The sequence below is a fragment of the Enterococcus sp. 12C11_DIV0727 genome, assembly GCF_002148425.2.
Classification (GTDB): domain Bacteria; phylum Bacillota; class Bacilli; order Lactobacillales; family Enterococcaceae; genus Enterococcus_L; species Enterococcus_L lemimoniae.
In genome coordinates this window covers 1,107,085-1,132,724 of record NZ_CP147248.1, presented here as the reverse complement: position 1 = coordinate 1,132,724, position 25,640 = coordinate 1,107,085, and the positions used below count along the sequence as shown (strand labels likewise).

The following is a 25,640-nucleotide window of genomic DNA, read 5'->3' as shown; positions in this document are numbered from 1 at the left end:
GGTGAAAATGATGGAAACATTGTTTGGTGATGAGGAAAAAGAGTATGTGGTAGGGCAAGTTCAAGCAATCTTTTTTCAGAACCCTAGCAATTTTTATAAAGTTTTATTAGTAAAAATCACGGATACGAATACAGATTATTTAGAAAAAGAAATCGTAACAACGGGCAGCTTCGGTCAAATACAAGAAGAAGAGATTTACCGTTTTTTTGGTCATTTCGTCGATCACCCTCGTTATGGTAAACAATTTCAAGTCGATAGCTACCAGCAAGAACGACCAACTTCTGCAAGTGGTGTGGTAAATTATCTTTCAAGTGAAAAATTTCCAGGAATCGGAAAACGAACAGCTGAGAAAATCGTGGAAATCTTAGGGGAAGATGCAATTGACCGAATCATTGCTACACCTGATGTATTAGCAGAAGTTCCTCAATTAAATGAAAAAAAACAGCAAACAATTATTGAAACGATCCGCTTGAATCACGGAATGGAACAAGTGATTGTTGGCCTAAATCGTTATGGTTTTGGTAGTCAGCTTTCCTTTGCGATTTATCAAACATACAAAGAAGAGACCTTAGATATTATTCATGAAAACCCCTACCAATTAGTAGAGGACATTGAGGGTATTGGCTTTAAACGAGCAGATAATATTGCGGAACAACTTGGCATTGGAGCAGATTCTGATAAACGAGTCAGAGCTGCGATCACACATGAGATTTTTCAACATTCTGTTCGGTCAGGAAATACCTATGTGGAAGCGGAAATACTCCTTCGTGAAACGATCAATACCTTGGAAGCCAGTCGTCCTGTTGAAATATCCTTAGATCAAGTAGCAGAACAAATCATTCATTTGGTGGAGGAAGGTAAAATCCAGCAAGAAGGCACTAAACTGTTTGAAAACAGCTTATATTTTTCTGAGTGGGGAATTGGGACCTCGATCCAGCGTTTACTTTCGCGAAAAAAAGAAATTAAATACGATAAAAAAGAGATTGAAAAAAATATACGAGGTGTGGAAAAACGTTTAGGTATTCTATATGGCGATTCTCAACAAGCAGCAATCGAAGAAGCGATCAAGTCGCCATTATTTATCTTAACTGGCGGACCAGGAACGGGGAAAACTACTGTTATCAATGGGATTGTTTCAGTTTTTGCTGAACTAAACGGCCTTTCTCTCGATGTAAAAGATTACTCTCAGGAAATGTTTCCAATTTTGCTAGCGGCTCCAACTGGTCGTGCAGCCAAACGAATGAATGAAACAACAGGCTTGCCTGCCAGTACGATCCATCGTTTATTAGGGTTAACTGGAAGGGAAAAAAATCCCAGTATGACAGCCAAAGAACTAGAGGGTGGTCTCTTGATCGTCGATGAAATGTCGATGGTTGATACTTGGTTAGCAAATACCTTGTTTAAAGCTATTCCAACTAATATGCAAGTGATTTTCGTTGGAGATAAGGATCAATTACCTTCTGTTGGTCCGGGACAAATATTGCACGATTTGATGCAAATCAACGAAATTCCCCAAAAAGAGTTAACCGAAATCTATCGACAAGGGGATGGGTCAAGCATTATTCCATTGGCGCACGAAATCAAGCAAGGCAAATTACCTCAGAATTTTACTGTAAATCAAAAAGACCGTTCATTTTTCCCTAGTGATGTCCATCATATTGAGACCTATGTTCGTCAAATCGTGACCAAAGCAAAGGCGAAAGGTTTTTCACCGCAAGATATTCAATTATTGGCTCCGATGTATCGTGGAGCTGCTGGGATCGATGCGCTGAATAAAATGATGCAAGAAATTTTCAATCCAAATGATGGTACAAAAAAAGAAGTAAAGTGGAATGAGTCGGTTTACCGTATTGGAGATAAGGTCCTACATTTGGTCAATACGCCGGAATTGAATGTTTTTAATGGCGATATGGGAGAAATTGTCGGGATCATTTTAGCTAAGGAATCAGAAGATAAAGTCGATGAATTGGTGATTCAATTTGATAACAATGAAGTTAGCTATAAGCGTAATGAGTGGAATAAAATCACACTTTCATACTGTTGTTCGATTCATAAAGCCCAAGGTAGTGAATTTAAAATGGTTATTTTGCCAATGGTTCACCAGTATCATCGGATGCTACAACGAAACTTGCTTTATACGGCAGTAACTCGAAGTAAAGATATTCTAATTTTACTGGGAGAAGTTCAAGCGTTTAATACTTGTGTTGCTCATGAATCTGCGAGTCGCTTAACAATGTTGAAAGAACGGATTACTAGTGCTGATGATATGTCACTGACTACTAGAATGCAGCTGGAAGCCTATGAAGAAGGCTTAAATAAAGAGGCACCATTTTCTGAAACAGTGGCAGCAGAAAAGTCGATCGTTTATGAGGCAGCCAATGAGAATAAAGTAGCGGTAATCGAAGAAACAACAGAGCCGATCATTACACCTGCCAAACCTAAAATAGAAGAAATTTCATTATTTAATGAACCGGTACAGGAAAGTGCGGAGCAAGTCAACGAAGTCTTAGATCGATTACTAACGCCAGACCTAGTAAAAACGCAGACAATTGATCCAATGATCGGCATGGGGCAAACAACACCTTATGATTTTATGAAATAATCGCTAAACTGGAAGGAACGGATCGCCGTTATTCCAGTTTTTTTCTTGCTTTAAGCGAAGACTGGTGTATATAATGAAATGCAAAGGCTGGGACAGAAGTGTTTAAAATCGAGAACCAAGTAGGTACTGTGCAACATCAGCTCGTACCTCGCTGTGTTTTACAGCAATAAGAAGGGGTTGCTTCTATATCTACGGTTTTCGTTTCACTCCGATCCTCGAAGCGTGGAGGACCGTTTGCTCTCGCCGTTTATTCACATGAAGGTAGTTTAATTTTGGTAGAAATGAGGGAAGTTAATGGAACAGCAAGAACAATCGGGGCAAATTCAAACCGACACATTTTTGGCACAAATCGGTAATCATCAAAACCCAGTAACTGGATCGATCAATACGCCTATTTATTTTTCAACAACGTATGAACATCCAACACTAGGAGAGTCGACGGGCTATGATTACACAAGAACTAAAAATCCAACTAGAGAAGTTGTAGAATCCGCTTTAGCTGTATTAGAAAATGGTGCAGTTGGTTTAGCAACAAGTTCTGGCATGAGTGCGATTCAATTAGTCTTCAGTCAGTTTCCTGTAGGCAGTCAAATCGTAGCATCAAGAGATTTATATGGTGGTAGTTACCGCTATTTTAAAGAATTAGAGTATCAAGGGGTATATCAATTTATTTATGTTGATGATGAAGCAGGCTTTGAAAAAGCCATTACAGACGAAACAGCAGCAGTATTCATTGAAACCCCGACCAATCCTTTGATGACTGAAGTTTCACTTGAAAAAATTGCGTTTTTTACTAAGCAACATCAAGCGCAATTGATCGTGGATAATACCTTTTACACACCATTGATCCAGCGCCCCTTGGACTTAGGAGCGGATATTGTGTTGCATAGCGCAACTAAATATTTAGGTGGGCATAATGATTTATTGGCAGGTGCTGTGATTGCACGCTCTCAAGAAGTTGGCGAAAAACTAGCATATAGTTTGAATACAACAGGAGCTGTCCTGTCGCCTTTTGATAGTTGGTTGTTGATCAGAGGGCTCAAGACGTTAGCTTTGCGTATGGAAAGACATGAAAAAAACGCGCAGGCGGTGGTAGCCTATCTAAAATCGAGTCCCTATGTTAACGAAGTAATGTATCCAGGACGTGGCGGTATGCTGAGTTTTAAAATCAAAAATCAAGAAATAATCAAAGAATTTCTACGGAATTTAACGATTTTTACCTATGCAGAAAGTTTAGGTGGTGTTGAAAGTTTGATCACCTATCCCACAACACAAACCCATGCGGACATTCCAAAAGAATTAAGACAATCATATGGTCTAACACCAGATTTATTAAGAATATCTACTGGAATTGAAGCAAGTGAAGATTTGATCGCTGACTTGAAGCAGGCCTTTGAATCATTAGCATAAAAAATAAGGTTGAAAAAACAGCGAATGTTTTTTCAACCTTATTTTTATGCTTAAAACCAAAATAATCTAGTTTCTGTTCCAAAAGAAATATCAGCACTTCTTTTTCCTAGAATTTCTCCATCTGCGTGAATATATTGTGGAACGGTAGAAACGATTCTAAATTTACTGGATTGAAAATGATGAAAGTATTTCGATTTCATATGTTTTTTTTGAATCAATAAACTAATCAGCCAAAAAATTTTAAACATATTCACTCGTTCTACTAAAACAAAATCCAGAACATGTTTACGTGGATCAGCAACTGGAGCAATCGGTACCCCGCCACCAAAATAAGGATGCTTTGTCACCGTACATAAAAAAGCCCGGCCAAATTCATGATTCTTTCCATTTACTTCAACAAGAATTGGAAAGCCTTTTTGCGTGAATAATACCTTTAGAATAGAAAAAATATAAGATAATGACCCCATGTTGAATTTATTTAGTGCATTTTTTGATGCAGAAGTATTGGCTGCATTGACAATCGCAGCATCTAGACCAATCCCGATATTATTGACCGCAAGTCCAGTTTCTTCTTGAATCGATTCATTATAAGTAATCACTTGGATTTCTTGTGGTATTTCCGCTTTGAGCAGTTGAAAGAAAGCTTTTTCGGCTTGTCTATTGATTCCAACACCACGGGCAAAATCATTTCCTGAACCGCATGGAATATAACCAATCGGAATCTTAGGGTCAAAAGGTTGTAAGGCGTTAAGAACACTATGCAAGGTACCATCTCCGCCAAGAACAACTAAAAGTGGGAAAGTATCGATCTCTAAATCAGCGCTCCATGGAATCAGAGTATCTTGTGCTAAATTTTGGACAATCTCAATTTCATGTCCAGCATGATCTGTATAAAAAGTCGTATAATCAATAGTAGCCGTTTGTAATTGTTTAATAATTTTATCTGCAGCTTTACGCCCAGTACCGCTGCCGGCATTCTCATTGATGACGAGATAAAAATGTTTCTTCATTTGTTTCCTCCTTGTACAAAGTCTTATTATAACAGACATGCGAAAAATTAAGAATAATGGATGCTTAAAAACGATAAATAAACCTGTACAAAAATGAATTTGTTTAGACTTTTTATTGTGAAACCACTAATAATGCGATATAATGCCTACGTATCAATTTTTGAGGAAACTGATCCTCAACAAGGTTCATCAACCATCCCTTGTAAAAAAACTCGGAGAAAGTGGGGAAACTATGCAAAAAACTGTTACAACAAACAGTAAAGGAAAAGCAATCACCATGAATGGTATTGTGATGGCGTTATATCTTGGCTTAACGATTTTAGTTGCACCTGTTTCGTCAGGACCTGTCCAATTTAGAATTTCTGAAAGTTTGAATCACTTAGTTGTTTTCAATCGGAAATTGATGTGGGGCGTTTTAGGTGGTGTTGTGGTCTATAATTTTTTCTTTGGCTTTGGTGCAATTGATGCATTATATGGCGGACTACAATCCTTTATTTCGTTAGGACTGACAGCATTATTACACAAAAGAGTACCGAATGTTATTGCACGCTTAGCGCTAAATACGGTATTCTTCACTGCGACAATGTGTATTATTGCCTTTATGCTAGCACCAAATGGCGGTGCAGCTTTCTGGGGGAACTACGCAACACTTGCTCTTAGTGAATTTGCAACTATGGCAGTTGCGGCACCTGTGATGTACTGGATCAATAAATCCGTTCATTTTGAAAAACGACTTTGATCAATAGAAAATAATAAGAGGTGCTTTCTAGACTAAAAAATAGTCTAGAAAACACCTCTTATTATTTTTTAACCAATTTCATGAAAAACTTTACTGTTCCTGTACAATAAATTATGATATGGTAATACAGAAGCTAAAATGTAGAGGAGTTTTTTTATAATGTTTGAATTTAAAATTGGCGTTGATGCCAAAGAACACGATAAATTTGTGAAAAACCATCCCTTATGCAATTTATTACAGTCATCTGCATGGGCAAAAGTAAAAGATAATTGGGGCTCAGAAATTGTCGGAGTTTACGAAAATGATACCCTGGTTGCCTCTAGCTTGGTATTGATCAGACCACTACCAATGAAATTTTCGATGCTTTATACACCACGTGGACCAATCATGGATTATACAAATTCAGAACTAGTTGCATTCTTTTTAAAAGAGCTAAAGCAGTTCGGTAAGCAAAAACGCGCTTTATTCGTAAAAATGGATCCAACGGTTCATTATAAAGATTTTCATCTTGGGGAAGAACAAACAATTGATCCAATGGCACAATCAGTCATTGATAATATCGTCGCAAGTGGAGCGAAACACCAAGGCTTGACGATGGCGATGGATGCGACGATCCAACCCCGTTTTCAAGCAAATATATACAAAGAAGATTTCAGCGAAGAACAACTATCAAAAAGCACAAAAAAAATGATGAAACAAGCCCTGAAAAAAGGTGTTACGGTTAAAAAGGGGCATACTGAATTAGTGGATGATTTTGCTAAAGTGATTGAATTGACGACGGAGCGTCAAAATATTTCATTGAGAAATAGTGACTATTTTGAAAAACTATTAACGATCTATCCAGAGAATTCATTTATCATGTTAGCAGAAGTAAATTTAAAAGAACGTTTTGAAGAAACTAAGAAACGCTTTGATAAAAACAAAGAGGATCTAGCGAATTTAAAAGAAAATCAAGTCAAGAAACGTCATAATTTAGAAGAACTTGATTTTTCTCTAACGCGTGAAATGACAGAATTGGAAGAAAATATCGCCCATTCCGGTGATGTTGCAGTGGTTGCTGGAGCCTTAGCGATTACCTTTGGGTCAACTAGTGAGATTTTGTATGCAGGGATGGACGATCGCTACAAGCGCTATATGCCTGCATATCTAACCTGGTTTGACGCAATCAGTGAATGTTTTGAAAGAGGCTGTACGTCTTGCAATATGGGTGGCTTAGAAGGTAGCTTGAGTGATGGCTTGATCAAGTTTAAAGCGAACTTTAACCCAACCGTAAATGAATTTATAGGTGAATTTGATTTGCCAGTTAATGGCTTGCTATTTAAAGCGAGTGAATATGCTTATAAATTGAAAAAACAAAAAAAATAAAGATTGGGGCAGGATTAGCTGCCTCAATCTTTTTATAATTTCTGCGTAGCATTCCTTTTCACTAAACGTAATAATACTGAAGCGACCCCAACAGTCGCAACTGCTGCAACGATTGCTTCAACAACACCACTAGTAAAGATAACGGTCAAAATACCAGTATAAATGGCCGCGCCACTAACGCCGATACTTTGTGCATAAGAATCTTTAAATAGAAAATAAATCAAGTTCATTACAAGAATCGTATTAGTAGCTGATCCTAGGAAGCCTGCGATGAATAAACTGACTGGTTGAGAGCTCGGTTTATTTTTTGTTAGTTTTTTAAGACCGATAAAGACAAAATAAGGTACGATACCGATTAAAATTCTTGGGACCATCGCTACAATAATCGCTTTCCAGCTTCCTTGATCTGTTCCGATCACAGGAATAAATGGTGAGAAAATAAACGACAACGGAGATAGTACAATCGTACTGCGAATCATACTGATGATGCCGAAGACACCGCCTAAAAACGCACCAATTTTTGGACCTAAAACAATAGAAGCTATAATCACAGGAATGTGCATAGTGGTTGCATTGATAGGTCCAATTGGGATAAACCCTAAAAAAGGAACGGCGGATAACAAAATCAAGATTGCTAAAAACATAGCGGTTAAGGTAAATGTTTTTGTATTTTTCATAAATGACTCCTCAAAATTATTTCGCTAAAACTTCATTGATCGTCGCAACAATCTCCTCAACGGTTGCCAGAGCGCCACGCCCAAAATCACCACAAGCTAATAATGCTTCACGGGGATCAATTTCATGATACCCAACTTCTTTCAGCATCGTCAAATTCCGTTGTGTGATTGGGTTTTGGTACATATACGTATTCATCGCAGGGGCGATAAACTTCGGAATTTCTTCTTTTAAAGCTAAGGCAACAGTTGAAAGCATGTCATCTGCAATTCCGTTTGCCAATTTGGCTAGAATATTAGCAGAAGCTGGAGCGAGTAAAAAAAGATCTGCTTTTTTGGCTAATTCAATATGATTGATCTTATCTGGTGCAATTTCTTCCATAACATCGGTATGGACCGGATTTTTAGATAGTGATTGCAACGTCAATGGTGTGATGAATTTGGTACTATTCGTTGTCATAATGACGTCAACGTTATACCCTAATTTCGTGAGTTGACTAGTTATATCTGCAGCTTTATAAGCAGAGATACTGCCGGAAATTCCTAACAGTATGTTTTTCATCATTAGTTCCTCCATTTTTCTTCAACTTTGTTTACGATCAGTTGAGCGATCTCATTTTTAGTCTGAGCTGTTTCGGTTCGACCTTGTGCGTCAATCAAGATCCCTTTATGTTGGTCTCCATGAATCTCTTCAAGATCATTTGCTAATACGAAGTCACAATTATTTTTTGCTAAAATTGATTGTCCCACATGTATCAGTTCTTCTTTGGAAACGCCGACCAACAACTTAAATCCAACAAGAATTGCCTGTGGCTGTTGTTCCTTCAGCATTGCAATTATTTTAGGGTTTTTCTTCAAAAAAAGCAAGAGGCGATCAGTTCCGGAAGGGATTTTTTTTTCTTGTTGGCTAGTTTTACCAATTTCATCCAGACTAAGGTAAAGAGCTTCAGTTAATTTAGTTAAATCGGATAAAGTAGGCTGTTTTGCTAGTGTAGTAGCCAGTTTTTCAATAAAGGTCTCTTCTGACATAGTTGTTTCAGTTGTAAAATCACTGACAGCCATGCTATGAATGATTCCGTCGAACGACTGCTGCTTAAATTGTTCAAGCAAAGCTGATTCTAAGTCTTTTGTTGTTTCGATTTCAATAAGGGTCAAATTTTCTTCTGCTTTTGGTCTGACAGCTTGAGGAGTTGTTACATAAGTTAAGTGATGACCGTTAGCTAAAAAGTGTTCACTGATTTCTTTTCCCAAACGTCCTGTCGAATGATTCGTGATGGAACGGACATTATCAATCTTTTCTGAAGTTCCACCTGCTGTAATTAAAATATTCATTTATGTGATGCTCCTTTACTTCATTTTGACGATAGTACGACCATGATGAGTACCAGATTGTAATTGGTCAAAAATCGTTGAAAGTTCTTCTAAAGAAATCTCATTCGTTAGCGCCTGTTGACTTACATTTAAATCAGTTGCTAGACGTTGCCAAATAGCTACTCGTTGATTCATTGGCACGTTGACTGAGTCAATCCCTAATAAATTTGTTCCTCTTAGAATAAAGGGTAACACAGTTGTGTTTAACTTAATTCCTGCTGCATTTCCGCAAATCGCAATACTACCACCATAACTAAGTTGGGATAAAAGGGCACAAGTAACCTCGCCGCCAACAGTATCGATAGCAAAATCAATCGCTTGTTTTGCTAAGGGTTTAATTTTTTCAGGAATAAATTCATCTAGTAAAAGAACTTTAGTTGCTCCGATTTTTTTCAAGGAATCAGTAACTGTTTTTTTTCGACTTAAGGCAATGATATTCCCATAACCTAATTTTTTCAACATTGCAATTGCTAAAGATCCTACACCGCCAGAAGCCCCAGTAACTAAAATTGTGGCTTCTTTATTTTGAGGTAATCCATGTTGTTCAAGAGCTTGAATTGATAAGGCTGCCGTAAATCCGGCAGTACCGAAAAGCATAGCTTCTTTTAAACTCAGATTATCTGGTAAAGGAATGACCCATTCTGCTGGGACTCGAGCGATTTGGGCAAAACCTCCTGTGTGTGTAACGCCTAATCCATAACCTGTTACGAGAACCTTATCAGATTTTTTAAAGCGATCGTCTTGAGAGGACAAAACAGTCCCACTTAAATCGATTCCGGGAATCATCGGATACGTACGAATGACACCACCATTTTGTTTTACGGCAAGTGAATCCTTATAATTGACGGAAGAATAAGCAACTTGAATGACCACTTCACCTTGAGATAGTGCATCAATCGTTGTTTCTTCTATGTTTAGAGCAATATTTTCCTCGTGTTTATTAATTTTTAGTGCTGAAAATTTCACTGTAGCTAACCTCCTTTATTTAGATGTTTATTTGATTGTTACTATCATACCATATTCTGTTTTTTTTCTTTGGTAAAATCGACTTAAACTTTTTTTTGGGTGAAAAGAATGAAGGGAGAAACAAAAAGTTCTTGCCAAATATAATTTTTTTTGGTTTACTATTGTTAACCTTGTTTTAAAATAGGTTTACAATTGGAGGGGGACTTCAAATGAAGACAAAAGTACTGACTAAGATAGCGCTATTTCTAGCATTGATTATTGTTTCAGGGTTTATAGCAATTCCGATTCCTGGAATCGGCGTACCAATTGTTTTGCAAAATATGATGATTATGTTAGCAGGAGGATTTTTAGGTAAACGTTGGGGAACCTTGACTGTTGGGAGCTTTCTACTGTTAGTTTTAGTAGGATTCCCCCTTTTATCAGGAGGACGAGGCGGCCCAGCAGTTTTTTACGGTCCAAGTACAGGATTTTTAATTGGCTATCTTTTTTCTGCATTTACGATTGGTTTTATGTTTGAAAAAGTTAAAAAATTAAATTTCTGGACTGTTTTTCTGATTTACTTGATTGGAGGAGCATTTATCATTGATTTTTGTGGCAGTTTCTCATTAGCTTATTTTAGTCAGACCTCTTGGTTTTCAGGGCTTAAAATAGCTGCTTTCTTTCTACCGGTCGATACGCTTAAAGCAATTGTAGCAACTTGGATCACTTTGCGTTTAAGGGATTATACTTTTCGGGAGGATAAAAAATGAGGATCGATATATGGCAAGGGTCAAAAGAGCAAATAGCCCTGATGATCGACGATAGGTCAATATGTTATGGAGAACTAGAACAAGCAATAGTTAAAAAGACAAAAGAGCTTCGATTGATCCAAGAGCACATCGTCTTACTACCTTTAAAACGTGACCTTGAGACGGTAGCCACACTTTTTGCCTGTCTAAGATCCCAAAAAATCTTTGTTCCCTTAGAAGAAACGCCTTCTGCAATAAAAATAGCGACGATTGCTGATCAATTTAAAGCAGCAGTCTATTTTGGTGGAACAACAAAAAGATTCACGAATCCAACTATTACGACTGAACTTCCTGACGACACTCTTTTTGTTGGTTTTACTTCTGGAACAACAGGAGCACCCAAAGGTTTTGTTAGAAACCATGAAAGTTGGATAAAAAGCTTTCAAGGGTTAGACAAGGAACAATGGATGGAAGCAGGAGCTTATGTGGCTTGTTTGTCTCCGCTAAATTACACATTGGGTTTATTTGCATTGTTGAACGCTCTGTATTTAGGAAAAACCTTTTTACTTAAGCCAAAAAATCTAGCTGAGTTATTTAAGAGAATTGATAGATATTCCAACTTACAAATTTTTGGTGTTCCGACATTTTTCCGAGATTTTTTTAAGAAAGAAAAAGGCACGAATTCCAGTTACTTTCATGTGATCTTATCAGGCGAATATATTGATCATACTCTTAGAAGTGATTTTTTTACCTTTTTTCCTAATGCTAAGTTGTCAGATTTCTATGGAAGTTCTGAAACTAGCTTTATTGCAATCAATCAAAAAAAGAACCCAGATATAAATGAATTAGGCAAGTTGTTTACAGGTGTGAAGGTTAAAATCTTAAATCCTGATGATTATGGCATTGGTGAAATTACTGTGGAAAGTCCACTAAACTTTCAAGGGTATTATGGTAAAGAAAGGATCCAGCAACCTGATTCATTTATAAAAACAGGAGATCTCGGGAGGATTCAAGAAAGATTATACTATTTTGGACGAGTCGATGAACGAATCAATCGAGGTGGGGAAAAAATTATTCCCTTTATATTAGAAACGACTTTAAGAAAACGAGCTGAAATTGAGGACATAAAGATTGTCAGTGCACCCGATGAAATACTTGGGCAAAAAGTCATTGCAATGATTAGTTGGCGGTCGCAAAAATTGAATGTAGAGCGGCTTAATGCATACTTAGACAAAGAACTCATTTTTAAAGGGAAAATTGATGAAATCGTTGACCGTCAAACGTTTAAGGTAAACCCTAGCGGCAAACGAGCGACCTTTTCACTAAATAAGATCACAGAGGAGCGGCCAAATGCAAACTGAAAAAATCTATATCATTGATAGTGCTCGTTTGCCAATAGGAAAGTATGGTGGAGCCTTGGCACAAGCAACTGCAGAAGAATTAGGCGCAGTATTATTGGAAAAATTAATGGACCGTAATGTTGAAATAAAACCGTTTGTTGATGAAGTTATCATTGGGAATATCATAGCAGGAGGTGGAAATGTTGCACGTAAAATAGCTTTATTAGGCGGATTGAACGAGGAAACTCCGGCTTTCACCATTGATAGGCAATGTGCCTCAGGTTTAGAAGCTTTTATTGTTGCCAGAGCTAAATTGATCAGCCAGGATTGTCAGCTTATTGTGTGTGGCGGGGCTGAAAGTACTAGTCGAGCGCCATGGCAAATTGAACGTCCCAAAAGATTATACGGTGTGCCGCCAAGAATGTTGAAACGTCAAAGCCTATCAGCAGGTTCTTTTGGTGATCCAGATCTTGGTATTGCTTGTGAAATTCTAGCTGAAAAATACACTATTTCCAGAGAAATGCAGGACCAATACGCTCTTCTCAGCCAAAAAAGATATCAGTCAGCTAAAGTGGAGGCTATTTTTACAGAGGAAATAATACCATATGAAGATATAACAGAAGATGAGTGTCCACGAAAAGAGACATCAATTGAAAAATTAAAGAAGCTTGCTCCAGAGTTCTCAGCTGACGGATCGATTACAGCAGGTAATTGCTGTCCATTAAATGATGGTGCGGCGCTGAGTCTATTGGCAAGTGGCCTTTTTTGCCAACAACATGATATAAAACCAGAATTTGAATTAGTTGGAGGTGTATCAATTGGGATAGCACCAATTGATTTTGGGTTAGGACCAGTCGTTGCAATTCAGAAGTTAATGGCCCGTTTTGGCATCACTATGGCGCAAATTGATCGCTTGGAAGTCAATGAAGCCTTTGCAGCTCAAATGTTGACTTGTTTAGCTGAAACGAATTGGCCTAAGGAAAAACTCAACGTTTCAGGTGGGGCAATTAGTTATGGACATCCCTTTGGTGCGACAGGTGCAATCTTAGTTAGAAGGTTGATGACGGAATTAAAACAGCATGAGTCTTTTCGCTATGGTATTGCTGCGATGTGTGTTGGTGGTGGGCAAGGAACGGCGGTTTTGATTAAGAAGGTGATCGCATGACAAAAATCTTTATCGAAGAAAAGGCAATTGAACAGTATAAAAAAGTTGTTGGTTATATAGGCACAGATTGGCCTAAAGCGTATCTATTAGTTTTTTGGCAAGCTTTTTCAACACCTGAACTACATGACAAAGAGTATCTATTAGTGAGGCAAAACATCCAAATAGACAAAAAGTTAACAGTAAACCAAGAGTATGAGTGTGCGTTACAACGAACAGAAATCAAACAGAAACCGTATGGTGAATGCTGGACGTACACTCTACTATTTTTTTATGAAAAGCAAGTCATGGCAATTTGTGAAAGCGATCTTTATGTGAGGTGATTATTATTGAAAGAAATTCGATTTACAAAGGATGATTTAGTTGCTTATCAAGGTATTTCTCAAGATAAAAATCCAGTTCATGAGACAGGTGTTGTGTATGGTATCCAACTAATGGCACGCATTGAAGGATACTTAAAAGAATGGTTGAACCTTAATGAGGTAACTAGCTTTGAATATCACTTACTCCAACCGTTGATAATCAACCAAACGGCTAGCTTAGTGATTGCTACAGATGGTAACTTTGAACTTTTTTATGGTGTGAAATGTCTTGGAAAGGGGAAAATTAATGGTAAATAAAGTTGTCTTGATTACAGGAGGTACACGCGGAATCGGTCGATCTCTGGTTGATAAATTTCTGCAGAAGCAGTTCATCGTTGCTTCATTTTCAAGTAATGCTAAAAATGTGTCACTTTTGCGACAAGCATATCCTGAAGAAAACCGTCTTTTTTTGCGAACCGTCGATATCAATAATAAACAAGATTCACTAGCTTTTGTTACCGATACGATAAAAAAATTTGGTCGAATTGATTATCTTTTTTTGAATAGTGGTATTTGTGAAGATATCACGTTTAGTAAAATGACAGATAATCAGTGGGAAAAAGTACTTAGCACCAATATAAGTTCCTTATTCACTTTGTCGCAGGCTGTTTTTAAGCAGATGATGCAACAATCTGGTTCTAAAAAAATTTACATGATGACTTCAACGGCAGGAATTTACGGTGTTTTTGGTCAAACCAATTACAGTGCAAGTAAAGCTGCGATCATTGGTTTTTCAAAGTCTTTAGCACTTGAAGGAAAGAAGTACGGCATTCAAGTGAATGCCATTGCGCCAGCAGCTTTGACCGACATGACAATGCCAGTAATGAATAAAATAGCGAAAAAATATAATAAGAAAAATCAGCCTCTTCCAGATTATTGGCAAATAGGAACAAGTGAAGCTTTAGCTGATACAGCATATAAATTAAGCCAAATGCATGGAGCACTAACAGGGAAGGTTTTTGGCATTAATGGTAACCAAATTGTTTTATATGAAGAGCCGTCTAGCAGTTTATTTGATCTTACACCATAACTAGTTGTGACTACTGTTCTGACCTCAATTGATTTATTTAGACAAAAAGTAGTTGCAGATTCACTACTTAATGGGAAAGATCAAGCCGAGTCATCCTGTATACTTAGTAAAATAACATAATAAAAAAACAAAAGAACAGTAAGAGAATTTTTTTTACATAAATGAATCCTTTAAACCTTGTAAAAATAAATCACTAAAAATAGAAAAGGAAGGACAAACATAGTATGAAGGAATACATTTATAAAAAATATTCAGCCGTGATCGAGCAAGAAAGTGACGCTGCAAAAGTGATAGAAGTCATTAAAAAGCGGGACGTATCGATTAAATATCCAACGAATACTAGCATGACTAAAATCAATTTATGTCATGCTAAAGAAAAGCTGACAAGTATGAGTTCACCAATATCATATCTAATAACCCGATATTAAATCTCACAATCGAAAAAAATGAAAAAGAAGCGGTCGATCAACTTTGGCAGGATTATATACACTACGTAATGAATAAATAATTATCAGTAAACAGAAAAGAGGCACAATCTGTGATGGATCATAAGAAAAAACAAGAGCAACGCATGGTGCGATTAAGAATTATTGCATTGATCGATACATATCCAGACTGGGAACAAAGAAAAATATTACGCAACAAATTGAAAGCTTGAGAGAAGTCTTGATTGAACCAGATATTAAAAAGAATTTTCCAAAACCAACTATTACGCGAAAAGAATATTTATATTATAAGACAAAAGGCTACAATCAAAAGAAAATTGCAGCTCTTTTTAATACATCGCCAACAACGTTAAGAATGTGGCGAAAAATGAACGACTTGTAAAACCAACTAATAGGAGAGTTATGATATGGAAAAAAATATCTGTACAGAATGCGGAATGGTTTTATGGGGACTAGCTCTGAAAAACTGACAAAACAAGAAGTCGAAGAGTCTGAAGCCTTGTTTTTAGGTGTTTTTTATACGTCTGAGGAATAAGAACAGGTGATTAATACGTTTATTGCTACACATCCGGGTATACCTGTTATGAATAAGGTTGATTACACTAAATAAAAAATGATTCCTAGTAGAACTTGTTTATCTGATCGTAATGATTTAAACAGATAGTTCATAAAATAATGTGAGAACTCTTTTGGATTTTAGGATGATACTTAAGCCGAAATAGGGTAAAATGAGAAAGAGTAGTCTTTACTTAGTTGAATTGGTCAACTAAAGTAAGGCATTGAGAGCCCTCATTCTATGATCAAGTTTGAAAGGAATTTAGTTTGTTGAAATTTAAGATCGGTATGCGAACATTTAAAACAGGGTTAAGTGTCTTTTTTTGTATTTTAGTCAGTATTTTGTTAAAACGAGAAACCTATGTAGTTGCTGCAATCACAACCGTCTTCACTTTGAGAGAAGATATGGAAAATACCTTGAGATACGGCAAGCATCGTATTATTGGGAATGTAATGGGTGCAATCATGTCTATAGCAGTGATTGCAATATTTAATTGGCTGGGGAGGACAGAATTAGTACAGCTGATTTTTATTCCAGTAATTATTACACTGATGATTGCATTATTGGCTAGCTTAGGGTATCACGAAGGAACAGTTGGAGCGTGTGCAACACTGTTGACGATCGTTTTTATGATCCCAGCTAATCAATCATATGGTTATGCATTTGCAAGAGTTGTTGATAGCTTCATCGGTATGGGGATTGCGTTGTTGGTGAATTACGTAATTCCATGCAAAGTTGGTAAAAAAAGATTTATAAGAACTAGTAAGAGTGAAGAAGTGTCTGATTAACAGACACTTTTTATTTTGTTAAAATAATCCAATCAGTGTTAGCATAAAAGAATAAGATGATGCTAAAAAATGAAAATTTTTTATTAAAATTAGTTGCTATTTTTTGAAAAATTCGTATACTAGAAAAAGTAAAATTAAACTTGTAGTTTAGTATTAGCAAACTTATAGAGAGTTAAAAAATAGAAAAGAGTTGGGACAATGGAGATTGGTGAGAAGCTCCGTAATTTACGAGTGCAGAAAAACTTAACACAAGAAGAATTAGGTGAGCGAACTGATTTAACGAAAGGCTATATTTCTCAGTTAGAACGTGATTTAAGTTCGCCCTCGATGGAAACGTTCTTTAATATTCTCGAAGTTTTAGGGATCACACCAGAACAATTTTTTAGTGAACGAACCTTGGCACAAAAAATTCTTTATAGAAATGAAGATAGTACACTTTATTACGATGAAGAAAATGGTTATGAGTTGAAGTGGCTGATTCCCGAATCGAATGAAAAAGAAATGGAGCCAGTTTTACTGACTTTTGATAAGAATGGTGAATATAAAACATTTGAACCTTCTTTATCTGAGACATTTATCTATGTGATTGACGGTTCTGTTTCTTTAATCTTAGGTGAAACAACTTATTCTGCTAAAAAAGGGGAAGCCATGTATTATCAAGCGACAGAACCACATCAGTTAATCAATCATTCAAAAGGAAAAAGTTGCGTATTGATTGTGGCTACGGAATCTTATTTATAGTATCTGGCTTTAAGGGCTAGCTTTTCGGGAAAAAGATAAAATCTGATTGTGGCATAAAGTGCACCCTCCCATTTTCCTATTTTTCTGTCGGAGCTAAACGTTTTTACCATGCATTATCTAGCTTCAAGAGCTAGCCTTTCGGGAAAAAGATAAAAAATAAATGAGGTAAAAAGCACCTCAGTTATTTATTCCTATTTTCCTGTCAAGGCTAAACGAGCTCTTTCAGCTTTTAAATTTATCTAGGTACGTGGACTAGTCTCTCGGAAAAAAGATAAATTATAAATGAGGCAAAGAACACCTCAGTTATAAGTTCCTATTTTTCAGTCGAGACTAAACGAGCCCGCTTCACTTTTATTAATAGGAGGCATTAACGAGTGAAAAAAAATATTATTACGTTTGAAAATGTTGTGAAAGAATATGATGATGAAAAAGTATTAAAAAATGTTAGTTTTGAGATTGAACAAGGGAAATTTTATACTCTTTTAGGGCCTTCTGGTTGTGGGAAAACCACGATTTTACGTATTTTAGCAGGTTTTGTCGATGCTACTGAGGGGGATATTTATTTTGATGGGCAACGAATCAATGATATTCCAGCAAATAAGCGTCAGGTCAATACGGTTTTTCAAGATTATGCTTTGTTTCCCCATATGAATGTCTTTGATAATGTAGCATTCGGTTTGAAAATCAAAAAGATACCCAAGAAAGAAATTGAAAAAAAAGTCAAAGATGCGTTACGGATGGTGCAATTGCCTGGTTATGAGGTCCGTGAAATCAGTGAAATGTCAGGTGGTCAGCGTCAACGCGTAGCCATCGCACGTGCCATCGTCAATGAGCCAAAGGTTTTATTATTAGATGAACCATTGTCGGCTTTAGATTTAAAATTACGGACAGATATGCAATATGAACTTCGTGATTTACAACAACGTTTAGGTATTACCTTTATTTTTGTGACTCACGATCAAGAAGAAGCTTTGGCTATGAGTGATGAGATCTTTGTGATGAACAAAGGGCATATTGTGCAAAGTGGAACGCCTGTCGATATTTATGATGAGCCGATCAATCATTTTGTGGCTGATTTTGTAGGAGAAAGTAATATTGTTAACGGTACGATGATTGAAGATAATCTCGTTGAATTTGTCGGCAAACGCTTTGAATGTGTAGATGGCGGTATGCGTCAAAATGAAGCTGTTGAAATCGTGTTACGTCCAGAAGACTTAACGATTACTACAGCGGATAAAGGTAAACTAGTTGTAACAGTTGATACACAGTTGTTTCGTGGCGTTCATTATGAGATTATTTGTCACGATGAAGACCATAATGAGTGGATGGTTCATTCAACTAGGAAAGCCACAGAAGGTGCCAAGGTTGGACTCTTTTTTGAACCAGAAGATATTCACGTAATGCGCTTCAATGAATCTGAGGAAGAATTTGATGCTCGTTTAGAAAGCTACGAAGAATAGGGGGGGAAGAATAATGAAAACAATGCGTCGGATTTATTCAATTCCTTATATGATGTGGCTATTATTATTTGTGATTGCTCCGGTTTTGATGATCATTTACCAATCTTTTTTTGATATGAATGGACACTTCACTTTGGGAAATTATCAAACTTACTTTACTTCTGGAACCTACTTGAGTATGACACTAAATTCTGTTTGGTATGCTTTTTTGATTACATTATTTACGTTGTTGATCAGCTATCCTACAGCCTATTTTTTGACTAAGTTAAAACATAAACAATTATGGTTGATGTTAGTAATTTTACCAACTTGGGTCAATTTGTTACTAAAAGCCTATGCGTTTATCGGGATTTTTAGCATTCATGGGAATATTAATCAGTTTCTAAGCTTTATTGGAATTGGAGCGCATCAGATTTTATTTACCGATTTTAGTTTTTTGTTTGTCGCGACATATATTGAAATACCCTTTATGATTTTGCCGATTTTCAATGCTTTGGAAGAGCTGAATCCTTCCTTGATCAGTGCTAGTCGTGATTTAGGAGCGAATAGTATTGAGACGTTTCAGCGGGTGATTTTTCCTCTATCTTTGAATGGCGTGAAAAGTGGGGTTCAAGCTGTTTTTATTCCGTCACTTTCATTATTCATGCTAACTCGTTTGATTGGCGGAAATCGAGTGATCACACTTGGAACAGCGATTGAAGAGCACTTTATGGTCACACAAAATTGGGGCATGGGATCAACAATTGGTGTGATTTTGATCGTAGCTATGTTCGTCGTAATGCTATTAACGGGTGAGAAGAAGAAAAAGGGGCGAGTGAAATGACAAAGAAAAAATTTAAATGGTCCTATCTTTATCTGATCATCGTTTTTGCTTTATTGTATGCACCAATTTTTTACCTGATTTTCTATTCATTCAATGATACAGATACGATGAATACCTTTACTGGATTTACACTGGATAACTATACAGCCGTTTTTGAAGATACTCGTTTGTTGATCATTGTGCTGAATACATTCTTATTGGCCTTCTTATCAGCTCTGCTAGCAACGATGATCGGTACGTTTGGTGCAATGGCTATCTATTATACGAAGAAAAGAAAAACGAGAACAACACTAATGAGCTTTAATAATATTTTACTTGTTTCACCAGATGTTATTATTGGTGCTAGTTTTTTGATTTTTTTCACAGCAGTTGGATTTATTAGCTTAGGCTTTACTAGTGTTTTATTATCTCATATCGCTTTTAGTATCCCAATCGTTGTGTTGATGGTTTTGCCGAAACTTCAAGAGATGAACGATTCTATGGTCGACGCAGCTCGCGATTTAGGTGCAAATAACTTTCAGGTGATCAAAAATATTATCTTACCATTTTTAGCGCCAGGTATCATCGCTGGCTATTTTATGGCGTTTACCTACTCACTTGATGATTTTGCCGTGACCTTTTTCGTTACAGGAAATGGCTTCTCCACATTATCAGTTGAAATTTATTCTAGAGCAAGACAAGGAATTAGTTTGGAAATCAATGCTTTGAGTGCATTGGTATTTATCTTCTCGATGATTTTAGTGATTGGTTATTATTTTATCAGCCAAGATAATACATCAAAACGAATCAAAAAACTGCGTCGAGAACAAAGTGAGGTGGCAAACCTTAAATGAAAAAACTACAATCTTTGTTTATTGGTATTTTAGTGATTATATTGATTTTATTTTTAGGTGTACAGCAACTTGAAAAAGCAAGTGGCATGGCTGGTGCTGATACATTGACGATTTATAATTGGGGCGATTATATTGATCCTGATTTGTTGCGTAAATTTGAAAAAGAGTCAGGATACAAGGTCAATTATGAAACATTCGATTCAAATGAAGCCATGTTCACCAAGATCCAGCAAGGTGGGACCGCTTATGATATTACGATTCCTTCAGAATATATGATTCAAAAAATGATGAAAGAAAAAATGTTATTACCAATTGATCATAAGAAGCTGGAAGGCTTAGGAAATATCGACGAACGCTTTTTGAATTTAGATTTTGATCCGCAAAATAAATACTCGATTCCTTATTTCTGGGGGACGTTAGGCATCATCTATAATGACAAATTCATTGGTAAAGATGAGATCAAGCACTGGGATGATTTATGGAAACCAGAATTAAAAGATAATGTGATGCTGATTGATGGTGCACGAGAAGTATTAGGATTATCATTGAATAGCTTGGGCTATTCTTTGAACAGCAAGAACAATCAAGAGTTAAGAGCTGCAACGGATAAACTAAATAAATTGACCACAAATGTAAAAGCGATCGTAGCGGATGAAATCAAAATGTATATGATCAATGAAGAAAGCGCAGTAGCTGTGACGTTTTCAGGTGAAGCTGCTGAAATGCTTGTGAGCAATGAACATCTGCATTATGTCATTCCAGCAGAAGGATCAAATTTGTGGTTTGACAATATTGTGATTCCTAAAACTGCTAAAAACATTAAAGGCTCATATGATTTTATCAACTTTATGCTACGACCTGAAAATGCAGCTCAAAATGCTGAGTACATTGGTTATTCTACACCTAATAAAATAGCTGAAAAACTATTGCCAGAAGAAATCTCTAGCGATGAACAATTTTATCCTAATGATGAAGTTATCAAACATCTGGAGGTTTATGAGGACCTAGGGGCAAAATATTTGGGGATTTATAATGACTTGTTTTTGGAGTTTAAGATGTATCGGAAATAGCAAACCAAATGGAAATATAATAAAACTATTTTAGACCAAACTAAATAACTGAGCCGTAACTTATATAGCTACGGCTCAGTTATTTTATTTTATTTATCTGTACGATAATAACGAATATGATTCTCCGCTTTTTCAATCGAATAAGGGACAGAATCTGCAAAAGAGACAGATTGGCCGTCATTCGGTAAACTTACGCTAAAGACGTTTTCATAGTCTTCTATAGAAAGCTGCTTGCGATTATCAAGAAGCTCTTGATGTTCTACGCTGTGTAACTGATTTTGATACCCTTCTACTAAATAACCAGAGAAAAATTCACTGACAGCACCAGATCCATAACTGAATAAACCAATTTTTGAACCTGCTTCTAAGGAAGAACTATTTTCTAATAAAGAAATCAACCCTAAATATAATGAACCAGTATATAAGTTACCAACTCGTCGACTATAAGTAATACTTTCTTCATATTGAGCCATAAGTCGTTCGAGTGTTTTTTCATCAGTTTCTTCAGCAATGCTCAATAGAGCTTTTTTTCCTATTTTTGTATAAGGAATATGGAAGCAAAGAGCAGCATAATCTTCTAAAGCCAACCCAGTTTGCTGTTTATGCTGCGCCCAAACGGTAGCAAAAGATTGAAGATAGGTTTCATTAGATAAAGGACCATCTACCAAAGGAAACTCTTCATAAACAGGTCGCCAGAAATCATAAATATCATTTGTAAAAAATACACTATCATTTTCTAAGACTAACACACGAGGATCTTTACTGATTAAAAGTGCAACAGCACCAGCTCCTTGTGTTGGTTCACCATCTGAATGTAAACCATAACGAGATAAATCAGAGGCAACCACTAATACTTTACGCTCTGGATGACTTCGTACATAATCTGTTGCCATTTTTATTGCTGCTGTAGCCCCGTAGCAAGCTTCTTTTATCTCAAATGAGCGAGCAAAAGGCTGGATATCTAATAAATGGTGAATGATTACAGCCGCAGCTTTTGAAGAATCATAACCAGATTCTGTTCCAACAATCACCATGTCGATTTGTTCTTTATCAGCTTGGCTTAAAATTGCGGCCGCTGCATTTGCTCCAAAGGTAATAATATCTTGACTAACAGGATTAACCGCCATTTGGTCTTGCCCAATACCAACATGAAACTTCATAGGATCTGTGTCTCTGGCATTTGCAAGGTCAGTCATATCAAGATATAAATTCGGAACATAAAAAGATAACTTATCAATACCAATATTCATAAAAATCTACTTCCCTTCAAATTTAAAAAAGCTCCAATTATAAGGTACCATATTTCCGCAGAAAAGTAGTCAAAAAAAAGCCATAGTTTAAGAATGGTTAAAGAATTTTTAATTTTCTACTATTTAATAAAAGTAATTGCTTTTGATAGAATAAAAATGCTATATTCTCATGAGGGGGTGCTTTTTTGAAAGAAGTTGTTATTATTGACGCTGCACGTACACCGATTGGAAAGTATAAAGGCAGTTTAAGTTCTGTTTCGGCAGTAGAGTTAGGCAAAACAGTAGTCAAACAAATTATAGATAGAAATGAAATCAATACCAAAGATATTAAACAAGTTATTTTTGGAAATGTACTGCAAGCAGGTTTAGGACAAAATCCAGCTAGGCAAATCGCTTTAGGTGCAGGATTATCAGAAACAATACCAGCCATGACAATCAATGAAGTGTGTGGTTCAGGTATGAAAGCCGTTATTTTAGCGGAACAATTGATCCAATTAGGAAAAGCTGAGGTTGTTGTTGCAGGCGGAGTAGAAAGTATGACGCAAGCACCGAAAATAAAAAAATATCTTGCTGAAACAAATACATATGACACATCAACTTCTAGTATGTGGAACGATGGTCTTAAGGATGCATTTACACAAGAACCAATGGGTGTTACCGCTGAAAAGGTCGCAAAACAATTTAAGATTAGTCGAGTGGTGCAAGATGAATTTGCATTGAAATCACATCTTAAAGCAGCAAAAGCTCAAAAAGAAGGTTTATTCGCTCAAGAAATACTACCTATAAGATTGGAATCAGGTGAGGTCATTGATGAGGACGAAGGAATTTCTTCAGAGATAACATTGGATCATTTAGAGAAATTAAAACCAGCATTTGAAGAAAATGGTACGGTAACCGCAGGTAATTCTTCAACAATCAACGATGGTGCAGCTGTCTTGATTTTAGCTTCAAAAAGCTATGCTATTGAGCAGGGCTTGCCTTATTTAGCGACGATCAAAGATTGCACCGAGATTGGGATTGACCCGTCTATCATGGGTGTTTCTCCAGTAAAAGCCGTTGGTCAATTATTAGAGAATAATCAATTGAAAGTCAGTGATATTGATCTATTCGAAATCAATGAGGCTTTTGCAGCTACATCGATCGCTGTGACCAACGAGCTGGGGTTACCAGAGGATAAAGTCAATACTAAAGGTGGGGGGATCGCTTTGGGGCATCCTATCGGCGCTTCTGGTGCACGGGTCATTACGACACTAGCTCATAGTTTAAAAGCTGAAGGCAAGCAATATGGGATCGCTTCACTTTGTGTAGGTGGAGGGCTTGGCTTAGCCCTATTGATTGAATGTCAAACAGAGAAAGATACACAGCGGAAATTTTATCAGTTATCTCGTGAGGAAAGACTACAAAAACTAGAAGATGGTGGAACAATTGATCGAGAGAGCAAAAATGAGCTATTATATGAAGTTTCGCTACCAGCGGATATCGCTAATAACTTGATTGAAAATCAAATTAGCGAAATCAGTATACCGCTTGGAGTAGCTCAAAACTTCGTGGTCAATGATGCTGAATTCGTTATTCCGATGGCAACTGAAGAACCTTCTGTGATTGCAGCGGCTAGCAATGGCGCGAGGATAGTAAAAATGGCAGGTGGTTTTAGAGCATCGGTCAGCCAACGTTTAATGCGAGGACAGATCGTTTTTTATGATGTTGAGGATGAAAATGAGTTGCGTCGGCTGATTGAAAGCAGAGAATCTGAGATTTTTGAAGCGGCACGTCAAAGTTATCCTTCGATCATTAAGCGAGGAGGAGGCTTGGAAAAAATGTCGATCCGCTGCTTACCAGCATCTCAATTCCTATCACTTGATTTATTCATTGATGTCAAGGATGCTATGGGGGCCAATATTGTCAATACGATTCTAGAAGCGGTGGCGAATCGTTTGCAACAAGCGCTTCCTAACGAGAAAGTTTTATTCAGTATTTTAAGTAACTATTCAACAGAGTCATTGGTAACGGCAACTTGTGAGATTCCTTTTTCTCTTTTGAACAAAGGCGAAATCAGCGGGAAATTGGTAGCAGAGAAAATCGTTCAGGCTTCTGAACTAGCAAAAGTTGATCCTTATCGAGCTGCAACGCACAATAAGGGCATTATGAATGGTATTGATGCAGTTGTTTTAGCAACAGGAAACGATACTAGAGCAATTGCAGCTGCTTGTCATGCGTATGCGGTGAAAGAGGGCCAATATCGTGGATTGAGCTGTTGGAGCATGAAAGAAGAGACGCTGGTTGGGACTCTGACTGTTCCGTTAGCCATTGCAACCGTGGGTGGGGCAACGAATGTGTTGCCTAAAGCTAAAATTGCTTTAGAAATATTGAAAGTTGATTCGGCAATTTTGTTAATGGAAGTTATAGCCGCCTTGGGGCTTGCCCAAAATTTAGCTGCTCTCAAAGCATTAGTAACAGAAGGGATTCAAAAAGGACATATGTCAATGCAAAGCCGTTCACTTGCTTTAACTGTTGGAGCTATTGGGGATGAAGTAGGGAAAGTAACAGCTTTATTAGAAAATCAAAAGCCGTTAAATCAGGAAATAGCTAGAGCGATTTTAAAAAAAGTTAGATTGGCTGAAAAGTAATAAAATAAGCGTTATGTTACTATTGCTACTTATTTTTAACAAAATCGCTCTCTTTTTGACTGAAACGTGAATTTTTTTCGAAACTTTCCAATCTTTTGAGTCAAGTGCAAGATTTTCCAACATACTTATGGTAAAATAAACTCAACTTATAGAAGGTTAAATGCGGTTTTTAGAGGAAAAGGTTAGGTGAAGCTATGGAGAAACATCATAAGAAGTGCAAGAACAATTGGAAGTTCATGATATTCTCACACTCAGAATGCTTTACTATCTTAAAAAGCTACAGTCAG

25 protein-coding genes are annotated in these 25,640 nt (G+C 36.8%); 19 read left to right on the top strand and 6 right to left on the bottom strand.

What is annotated here, in order from left to right:
• Positions 1–10: 10 nt before the first annotated feature.
• Entirely contained in the window at positions 11–2,602 is a 2,592-nt protein-coding gene (locus A5866_RS05440; RefSeq protein ID WP_086444139.1) for an ATP-dependent RecD-like DNA helicase, read from the top strand.
• 294 nt (positions 2,603–2,896) lie between these two features.
• Positions 2,897–4,012: a PLP-dependent transferase gene (locus tag A5866_RS05435; protein WP_086444140.1), complete on the top strand. Its 1,116-nt coding sequence runs from the start codon at positions 2,897–2,899 to the stop codon at positions 4,010–4,012.
• 50 nt (positions 4,013–4,062) lie between these two features.
• On the opposite strand, the gene A5866_RS05430 is transcribed toward A5866_RS05435, so the two are convergent.
• Complete coding sequence (locus A5866_RS05430) at positions 4,063–5,022, bottom strand: diacylglycerol/lipid kinase family protein (protein ID WP_086444141.1); 960 nt, start codon at positions 5,020–5,022, stop codon at positions 4,063–4,065.
• Positions 5,023–5,254: 232 nt separating this feature from the next.
• On the opposite strand from A5866_RS05430, the gene A5866_RS05425 reads away from it, so the two are divergent.
• Positions 5,255–5,761 (top strand): QueT transporter family protein, encoded by a 507-nt coding sequence (locus A5866_RS05425; protein WP_086444142.1) that lies wholly within the window; start codon positions 5,255–5,257, stop codon positions 5,759–5,761.
• Between the two features lie 159 nt (positions 5,762–5,920).
• Positions 5,921–7,126 carry an aminoacyltransferase gene (locus tag A5866_RS05420; protein WP_086444143.1) on the top strand — a complete coding sequence of 402 codons (1,206 nt, stop codon included), beginning with the start codon at positions 5,921–5,923 and terminating at the stop codon, positions 7,124–7,126.
• Positions 7,127–7,158: 32 nt separating this feature from the next.
• Here A5866_RS05420 and A5866_RS05415 read toward each other — a convergent pair whose 3' ends face one another.
• The 4 genes from A5866_RS05415 to A5866_RS05400 are packed head-to-tail and all read right to left on the bottom strand — an operon-like array spanning position 7,159 to position 10,137.
• On the bottom strand, positions 7,159–7,803 hold the full coding sequence (locus tag A5866_RS05415; protein ID WP_086278956.1) for an ECF transporter S component: 645 nt from the start codon (positions 7,801–7,803) through the stop codon (positions 7,159–7,161).
• A 16-nt stretch (positions 7,804–7,819) separates the two neighbouring features.
• Positions 7,820–8,362, bottom strand: coding sequence for a phosphopantothenoylcysteine decarboxylase (gene coaC / locus A5866_RS05410; protein WP_086444144.1), 543 nt, complete (start codon positions 8,360–8,362; stop codon positions 7,820–7,822).
• Positions 8,363–8,364: 2 nt separating this feature from the next.
• A complete protein-coding gene (gene coaB / locus A5866_RS05405; protein WP_086444145.1) occupies positions 8,365–9,132 on the bottom strand; it encodes a phosphopantothenate--cysteine ligase in 768 nt (255 codons plus the stop codon).
• A 15-nt stretch (positions 9,133–9,147) separates the two neighbouring features.
• Positions 9,148–10,137 (bottom strand): oxidoreductase, encoded by a 990-nt coding sequence (locus A5866_RS05400; protein WP_086444146.1) that lies wholly within the window; start codon positions 10,135–10,137, stop codon positions 9,148–9,150.
• Between the two features lie 209 nt (positions 10,138–10,346).
• Between A5866_RS05400 and A5866_RS05395 the strand changes: the two genes are divergently transcribed.
• From A5866_RS05395 to A5866_RS05330, 14 genes are all read left to right on the top strand, one after another.
• The gene (locus tag A5866_RS05395) at positions 10,347–10,886 is read left to right on the top strand and encodes a biotin transporter BioY (RefSeq protein ID WP_086444147.1); all 540 of its coding nucleotides are present in this window, start codon (positions 10,347–10,349) and stop codon (positions 10,884–10,886) included.
• Positions 10,883–12,226 carry an AMP-binding protein gene (locus A5866_RS05390; RefSeq protein WP_086444148.1) on the top strand — a complete coding sequence of 448 codons (1,344 nt, stop codon included), beginning with the start codon at positions 10,883–10,885 and terminating at the stop codon, positions 12,224–12,226. The genes A5866_RS05395 and A5866_RS05390 overlap by 4 nt, the downstream gene beginning before the upstream one ends.
• Entirely contained in the window at positions 12,216–13,370 is a 1,155-nt protein-coding gene (locus tag A5866_RS05385; RefSeq protein ID WP_086278962.1) for a thiolase family protein, read from the top strand. The genes A5866_RS05390 and A5866_RS05385 overlap by 11 nt, the downstream gene beginning before the upstream one ends.
• Positions 13,367–13,690 carry a hypothetical protein gene (locus A5866_RS05380; RefSeq protein WP_086444149.1) on the top strand — a complete coding sequence of 108 codons (324 nt, stop codon included), beginning with the start codon at positions 13,367–13,369 and terminating at the stop codon, positions 13,688–13,690. The genes A5866_RS05385 and A5866_RS05380 overlap by 4 nt, the downstream gene beginning before the upstream one ends.
• Positions 13,691–13,696: 6 nt before the next feature.
• Positions 13,697–13,987, top strand: a complete 291-nt coding sequence (locus A5866_RS05375; protein ID WP_086444150.1) for a hypothetical protein — start codon at positions 13,697–13,699, stop codon at positions 13,985–13,987.
• Complete coding sequence (locus A5866_RS05370) at positions 13,977–14,759, top strand: SDR family NAD(P)-dependent oxidoreductase (RefSeq protein ID WP_086444151.1); 783 nt, start codon at positions 13,977–13,979, stop codon at positions 14,757–14,759. The genes A5866_RS05375 and A5866_RS05370 overlap by 11 nt, the downstream gene beginning before the upstream one ends.
• 224 nt (positions 14,760–14,983) lie before the next feature.
• Positions 14,984–15,187, top strand: coding sequence for a hypothetical protein (locus A5866_RS05365; protein WP_086444152.1), 204 nt, complete (start codon positions 14,984–14,986; stop codon positions 15,185–15,187).
• A gap of 238 nt (positions 15,188–15,425) precedes the next feature.
• Positions 15,426–15,587 carry a helix-turn-helix domain-containing protein gene (locus A5866_RS05360; RefSeq protein WP_176332550.1) on the top strand — a complete coding sequence of 54 codons (162 nt, stop codon included), beginning with the start codon at positions 15,426–15,428 and terminating at the stop codon, positions 15,585–15,587.
• 443 nt (positions 15,588–16,030) lie between these two features.
• Positions 16,031–16,549 (top strand): FUSC family protein, encoded by a 519-nt coding sequence (locus tag A5866_RS05355; RefSeq protein ID WP_086444153.1) that lies wholly within the window; start codon positions 16,031–16,033, stop codon positions 16,547–16,549.
• Positions 16,550–16,747: 198 nt separating this feature from the next.
• Positions 16,748–17,290, top strand: coding sequence for a helix-turn-helix domain-containing protein (locus A5866_RS05350; protein WP_086444154.1), 543 nt, complete (start codon positions 16,748–16,750; stop codon positions 17,288–17,290).
• 374 nt (positions 17,291–17,664) lie between these two features.
• On the top strand, positions 17,665–18,750 hold the full coding sequence (locus A5866_RS05345) for an ABC transporter ATP-binding protein (protein WP_086278970.1): 1,086 nt from the start codon (positions 17,665–17,667) through the stop codon (positions 18,748–18,750).
• Positions 18,751–18,763: 13 nt separating this feature from the next.
• Positions 18,764–19,573, top strand: a complete 810-nt coding sequence (locus tag A5866_RS05340; protein ID WP_086278971.1) for an ABC transporter permease — start codon at positions 18,764–18,766, stop codon at positions 19,571–19,573.
• Complete coding sequence (locus A5866_RS05335; protein WP_086278972.1) at positions 19,570–20,406, top strand: ABC transporter permease; 837 nt, start codon at positions 19,570–19,572, stop codon at positions 20,404–20,406. The genes A5866_RS05340 and A5866_RS05335 overlap by 4 nt, the downstream gene beginning before the upstream one ends.
• Positions 20,403–21,476 (top strand): ABC transporter substrate-binding protein, encoded by a 1,074-nt coding sequence (locus A5866_RS05330; RefSeq protein ID WP_086444155.1) that lies wholly within the window; start codon positions 20,403–20,405, stop codon positions 21,474–21,476. The genes A5866_RS05335 and A5866_RS05330 overlap by 4 nt, the downstream gene beginning before the upstream one ends.
• 89 nt (positions 21,477–21,565) lie before the next feature.
• On the opposite strand, the gene A5866_RS05325 is transcribed toward A5866_RS05330, so the two are convergent.
• On the bottom strand, positions 21,566–22,726 hold the full coding sequence (locus A5866_RS05325) for a hydroxymethylglutaryl-CoA synthase (protein WP_086444156.1): 1,161 nt from the start codon (positions 22,724–22,726) through the stop codon (positions 21,566–21,568).
• A gap of 185 nt (positions 22,727–22,911) precedes the next feature.
• On the opposite strand from A5866_RS05325, the gene A5866_RS05320 reads away from it, so the two are divergent.
• The gene (locus A5866_RS05320) at positions 22,912–25,353 is read left to right on the top strand and encodes a hydroxymethylglutaryl-CoA reductase, degradative (protein ID WP_086444157.1); all 2,442 of its coding nucleotides are present in this window, start codon (positions 22,912–22,914) and stop codon (positions 25,351–25,353) included.
• Positions 25,354–25,640: the final 287 nt, after the last annotated feature.

Coding starts and splice junctions, on each gene's coding strand:
- A5866_RS05440 (WP_086444139.1), top strand. CDS start 11: ATGGAAACATTGTTTGGTGATGAGGAAAAAGAGTATGTGGTAGGGCAA.
- A5866_RS05435 (WP_086444140.1), top strand. CDS start 2,897: ATGGAACAGCAAGAACAATCGGGGCAAATTCAAACCGACACATTTTTG.
- A5866_RS05430 (WP_086444141.1), bottom strand. CDS start 5,022: ATGAAGAAACATTTTTATCTCGTCATCAATGAGAATGCCGGCAGCGGT.
- A5866_RS05425 (WP_086444142.1), top strand. CDS start 5,255: ATGCAAAAAACTGTTACAACAAACAGTAAAGGAAAAGCAATCACCATG.
- A5866_RS05420 (WP_086444143.1), top strand. CDS start 5,921: ATGTTTGAATTTAAAATTGGCGTTGATGCCAAAGAACACGATAAATTT.
- A5866_RS05415 (WP_086278956.1), bottom strand. CDS start 7,803: ATGAAAAATACAAAAACATTTACCTTAACCGCTATGTTTTTAGCAATC.
- coaC (WP_086444144.1), bottom strand. CDS start 8,362: ATGAAAAACATACTGTTAGGAATTTCCGGCAGTATCTCTGCTTATAAA.
- coaB (WP_086444145.1), bottom strand. CDS start 9,132: ATGAATATTTTAATTACAGCAGGTGGAACTTCAGAAAAGATTGATAAT.
- A5866_RS05395 (WP_086444147.1), top strand. CDS start 10,347: ATGAAGACAAAAGTACTGACTAAGATAGCGCTATTTCTAGCATTGATT.
- A5866_RS05390 (WP_086444148.1), top strand. CDS start 10,883: ATGAGGATCGATATATGGCAAGGGTCAAAAGAGCAAATAGCCCTGATG.
- A5866_RS05385 (WP_086278962.1), top strand. CDS start 12,216: ATGCAAACTGAAAAAATCTATATCATTGATAGTGCTCGTTTGCCAATA.
- A5866_RS05380 (WP_086444149.1), top strand. CDS start 13,367: ATGACAAAAATCTTTATCGAAGAAAAGGCAATTGAACAGTATAAAAAA.
- A5866_RS05370 (WP_086444151.1), top strand. CDS start 13,977: ATGGTAAATAAAGTTGTCTTGATTACAGGAGGTACACGCGGAATCGGT.
- A5866_RS05365 (WP_086444152.1), top strand. CDS start 14,984: ATGAAGGAATACATTTATAAAAAATATTCAGCCGTGATCGAGCAAGAA.
- A5866_RS05350 (WP_086444154.1), top strand. CDS start 16,748: ATGGAGATTGGTGAGAAGCTCCGTAATTTACGAGTGCAGAAAAACTTA.
- A5866_RS05340 (WP_086278971.1), top strand. CDS start 18,764: ATGAAAACAATGCGTCGGATTTATTCAATTCCTTATATGATGTGGCTA.
- A5866_RS05335 (WP_086278972.1), top strand. CDS start 19,570: ATGACAAAGAAAAAATTTAAATGGTCCTATCTTTATCTGATCATCGTT.
- A5866_RS05330 (WP_086444155.1), top strand. CDS start 20,403: ATGAAAAAACTACAATCTTTGTTTATTGGTATTTTAGTGATTATATTG.
- A5866_RS05325 (WP_086444156.1), bottom strand. CDS start 22,726: ATGAATATTGGTATTGATAAGTTATCTTTTTATGTTCCGAATTTATAT.